Below are 3,735 nucleotides of genomic sequence, written 5' to 3' on the forward strand. Positions count from 1 at the left end.
CCACCTGCCAGGCCGGTGCCGACGACGATGATCGTGTACTTTCGCTTATTGTTCGGAGCAACAAGCTTCAAATCACGTTTCCGCTGATCCCAGCGGCTGGCAATATCTCCCTCGGGACAACGTCCGTCCAATGGGGTGTCAGCGACCGTCACCATCTTATTTCCCTTGCGACCGTTAACTGGGCGGAACACGCACATGGCATGTCGTAAGCCCACAGATTGAATGACTTTTGCCCTGCTGACAGTCGGTTTGCATTTCCCCGAGTGTCAACGTCACCTAACCGGGTTGTGTGACGAGAGCGGAAATCCATTTTGATACACGACATTCTCTAAATAGGCCGCCGTCGGCCACAGTGGAACAGGTTCATCGCCCCTCGGGTGTCTGACTCTGCTCGCACATTCTGGCCTATTTCCACATGCCCGGTGCAAAGACCGCGAGGCTTGCGAATCCAACGGCAATCACGACGGCGAAGACTTTTCCGATAATTTTAATCAGCGGAGTGTACTTCGGGTGATTCAGGCCGAGTGACTGAAACGCGCTGGCGAATCCGTGCGACAAGTGAACACCCAAAACAATCGCGCCCACAAAGTAGACGACGCGACTGACGGGATCACTCAGCGCGGCAATTGTGTTTTTGAACGGCGCTTCGGGATCGGATTCAGGCAGGTAGCTGATGCTTCCTCGCATTCCCAACCGCAGATCAATCAGGTGGAGGATGACAAAGCCCAATACCACAGCGCCTGATGCGAACATCCAGCTGTTCGCCCCGATGATGCGATGGGGAATCTTCGATTGCTTGAGGACGTAGCTCTCGCGACGGGCTTTGTAGTTGCCAATCGTCGTCGTGATGGCCAGGTAGATGTGGGCTAAAAACAGAATCAGGAGACCTGTTTCTGCGACAATCAACAGTTCCCACTGCTCGTGCAGCTTATGGGCATACTCATTGAATGCTTTCGGGCCGACAAACAGCAGCAGGTTACCTGCCAGATGTGCGGCAAGAAAGCCGCACAGCAGCAAACCCGTCAGACCCATCACGAACTTTTGTCCGATCGACGAGGACAGCAGCCGAAAAAACCACCCCAAGCCCAGCCAATCAATCAGCCCAGTCTGGGACTGGACGCTCGAGTCCGTCACGTTGTCACTCCCTGCGGTATTCACCGAGATCGCAAATTTTAACACAGCAAGCGACGACTTCAGACAACATCTGAAGTTTTCCAGCTCGGTCGTCAGCTCACCGGAAAGTCAACTGGAATTCAGTCTTCGTGATTCATCTTCCGGATTATAGGATGCCCGCCCACAACTGCAATTCTGTCAGAACGACGAACGGCATCGGCTGCGGGAATTCTCATTTCTGGATTTACGTCATCGGAAAACCCGTCGTTTTTCTAGCGGGAATTTGAGCAGTTTTCCTGATGACAGGAATTTGGGGACGGAATCCCCGAGGAGCTATCTTTATGCGATGCCTGATTTTCGGGTGCGGCTATCTGGGGAAGCGAGTTGCGAAACGCTGGGTCGCCAAAGGCCATCAGGTGTTTGCTGTGACGCGTTTTGCTGCAAATGCGGAATCGTTTCAGCGTGAGTCAATTCAGCCTCTGGTGGCGGATATTTGCGAGCCGGCGACTCTTTCGGAACTTCCGGAAGTCGATTTGGTCTTGCACGCTGTTGGCTTCGATCGCTCGTCAGGACGAACGCATGAAGAGGTGTCCTGCGTCGCACTCTCAAACATCCTGCGTGCGATCGACAATCAGCGTCCACGGTTTATTCATATTTCCAGCACCAGTGTTTACGGTCAGTCAGACGGGGGATGGGTGGACGAGGACTCCCTTTGTCAGCCGGAACTGGCCGGAGGGGAGCGCTGTCTCCGCGCTGAGAACCTCATCCGGGACCAGTTTTTTGCCGGAAGTCTTTCTGGACTACAGATCTTGCGTCTCGCCGGAATCTATGGTCCCGGGCGTTTGCTCTCGCGAATTGAATCACTGCGGGCAGGTGTCCCGTTTTCGGGACGTGGTGATGCGTGGCTCAATCTGATTCATGTCGATGACGCAGCCGATGCGGTGATTGCCTGCGCGGAGGGAGGGGGCGACTTCTCTGTGTGGAACGTGGTTGATGATCAGCCGATTCCGCGAGCCACGTATTTTTCGACCCTGGCACGACTCGTAGGGGCACCAGAACCCGTGTTCGATTCGGCGCAGCCTGCAGCACGGGGGTCGGGGGGAATCAACAAGCGCGTCTCGAATCGCAAGATCCGCGAAGAACTGGGATGGAGACCGCAGTACTCATCCATAGAAACCGGGCTACCGTCTGCAATTCGATCAGCGGAGTGAGACAGCGTGAGCGCGATGGGCCAGATCCGTTCGCGGTTGCTCGATCCGAATAAAGTGCCACCGAAACGAACCTCGTTCGACGAGATAGTGGTTTGTGACGGGGCTTTCAGTCATCCCCCGTGGAATGATCGCTTCGCTTTCGCTCACTTCACGAACCTGAGTCCGTCCCCATTGATCCGACACCAGATACGTCCCAGGCGTGATCTGATCCGGAAGCGGAACGGCGACGCGTCGCACGCCTCTTGATCCGTTTGAAGATGCAACCCGGACGGCCGGTCGGACGGTCGCAGCTTTCGTGATTCGTTCGACCGATGCTTTTTGCTGGGTCTGATCCTCTGACCAGACGGCTGCAAACAGGCTGGTTGTTATGAACAAAAGTGCAACGCGAGCCATGACATCTTCACCCATCGCAACAGGAAGTCGGGGCGGAGTTTCAATCCGGTTTGTTTCAGCAGATATCGTCATCGGCAGAGTTTGCCGTTTGGTGAAAGATTCTCACCTGGCGAGAATCCGCAAGCAGGTGTGGACTCTGACGACTTTTCCGTGAGAAACGGTTTCGCCGGACGAATCGAACAGAACGATCCGTGGGGTCGCCAGCCTGGTGACGCTGCCAGACCTGGTCGACGAGAGTCCCAGTCGCGTCGCAACGGAGAATGAGATCGTCCCGGGAGTGCTCGATGCCTAGGCAGACGTTGCTGACGTTTAACCTTTTCCCTTCAGTTTCCCGCTGGCATTCTTTTCGGCCGACCACCACAGGCTCCAGGTTCGTTTGTCGAAGCCGAAGTTTTGCTGAGTCAATTTACTTAATGCGGTGAGTGCCTCGACATTGCTGTGCTCGATGCGGACAGTCACCATTTTTTTAAGCGGCTGCGGAGCATCAGGTGACTGAGCGAATACCGGTGGCAGCAAACGTCCTGCTCTGACAGCTTCCATAACCCCTGGAGGGACTGCGGGTGTGTTTGACGAAAAATTGCCATCTGTGGAGAAGCTGTAGGTCTGGTTGTTCGGGATATCCATGGCGACCTGATAGTGATGCACAGTGATGAGTGCTTCGATCAAGGGCGCGATACTGCTCTTGTCCCCAATCTGGCCCAGTGCGTTCGCAGCACGACAGACAATCGCGTTGGATTCGTGTTTCAACGCCTTGACGAATGCATTCTGAGCCCGTTCAGCGTAGTCATGTCCGATCCCGTCCAGGGCCTGAGTTCGAATGACCAGTGATTCATCGAACAGGGCAATTTTGACGAGACCGGTTGTGGCCTTGGGGCCAGAGGTCCGCACCAGAATTTTTACTGCCAGTTCGCGAATATCAATTCGTGGGTCCGTTGACAGGAATTTCATGACGGCAGGTGCTGCATTCGGGTCGTTGATTGCCGCCAGATTGGTCAATCCTTGTGGCCTGCGATTCTCA

General features: G+C 55.0%; 4 protein-coding genes. 1 reads left to right on the forward strand and 3 read right to left on the reverse strand.

Annotated features, from left to right (window positions below; translation table 11 throughout):
* Positions 1-405: 405 nt before the first annotated feature.
* The gene (locus VGE80_RS00155; protein ID WP_373650845.1) at positions 406-1,134 is read right to left on the reverse strand and encodes a succinate dehydrogenase cytochrome b subunit; all 729 of its coding nucleotides are present in this window, start codon (positions 1,132-1,134) and stop codon (positions 406-408) included.
* 320 nt (positions 1,135-1,454) lie between these two features.
* Here VGE80_RS00155 and VGE80_RS00160 point away from each other — a divergent pair, with 320 nt between their 5' ends.
* Positions 1,455-2,324, forward strand: coding sequence for an SDR family oxidoreductase (locus tag VGE80_RS00160; protein ID WP_373650846.1), 870 nt, complete (start codon positions 1,455-1,457; stop codon positions 2,322-2,324).
* Here VGE80_RS00160 and VGE80_RS00165 read toward each other — a convergent pair.
* Both VGE80_RS00165 and VGE80_RS00170 read right to left on the reverse strand, forming a co-directional pair.
* Positions 2,313-2,789 (reverse strand): hypothetical protein, encoded by a 477-nt coding sequence (locus tag VGE80_RS00165; RefSeq protein WP_373650847.1) that lies wholly within the window; start codon positions 2,787-2,789, stop codon positions 2,313-2,315. The two genes, VGE80_RS00160 and VGE80_RS00165, sit on opposite strands and share 12 nt — an antisense overlap.
* A gap of 237 nt (positions 2,790-3,026) precedes the next feature.
* Positions 3,027-3,735, reverse strand: a 709-nt coding sequence (locus VGE80_RS00170) for a HEAT repeat domain-containing protein (RefSeq protein ID WP_440591243.1), incomplete at its 5' end; no start/stop codon positions are given.

It is taken from the genome of Schlesneria sp., from assembly GCF_036405755.1.
Taxonomy (GTDB): Bacteria; Planctomycetota; Planctomycetia; order Planctomycetales; family Planctomycetaceae; genus Schlesneria; species Schlesneria sphaerica.

Excerpts from the sequence above, each read along its gene's own strand:
- VGE80_RS00160 (WP_373650846.1), top strand. The coding sequence starts at position 1,455 with ATGCGATGCCTGATTTTCGGGTGCGGCTATCTGGGGAAGCGAGTTGCG.
- VGE80_RS00165 (WP_373650847.1), bottom strand. The coding sequence starts at position 2,789 with ATGACGATATCTGCTGAAACAAACCGGATTGAAACTCCGCCCCGACTT.